We start from the raw sequence: 268 nt of genomic DNA, 5'->3' as shown, positions 1-268 counted from the left end.
GCTTGTAGCTCAGGTGGTTAGAGCGCACCCCTGATAAGGGTGAGGTCGGTGGTTCAAGTCCACTCAGGCCTACCAAATTCGCCTCCGTGCTGTGTTACGGCGATGCTCGCATACTTCAGTATGCTTCGCACCACCGCGCCTTGCCCGGAAACGAATTAGGGTACAGAGATTAGCATTTACGATGGGGTTATAGCTCAGCTGGGAGAGCGCCTGCCTTGCACGCAGGAGGTCTGCGGTTCGATCCCGCATAGCTCCACCATCTTTACTG

1 tRNA gene is annotated in these 268 nt (G+C 56.0%); it reads left to right on the top strand.

Annotation, left to right across the window (positions count from 1 at the left end):
- The first annotated feature begins 183 nt into the window (after positions 1-183).
- Positions 184-259, top strand: a tRNA-Ala gene (locus OGV98_RS00505).
- Positions 260-268 lie beyond the last annotated feature (9 nt).

The organism is Citrobacter sp. Cf136 (assembly GCF_030333815.1).
GTDB lineage: Bacteria > Pseudomonadota > Gammaproteobacteria > Enterobacterales > Enterobacteriaceae > Citrobacter > Citrobacter freundii.
Note: the sequence above shows the minus strand (reverse complement) of the source record. Positions and strands in the feature narration are given on the sequence as shown.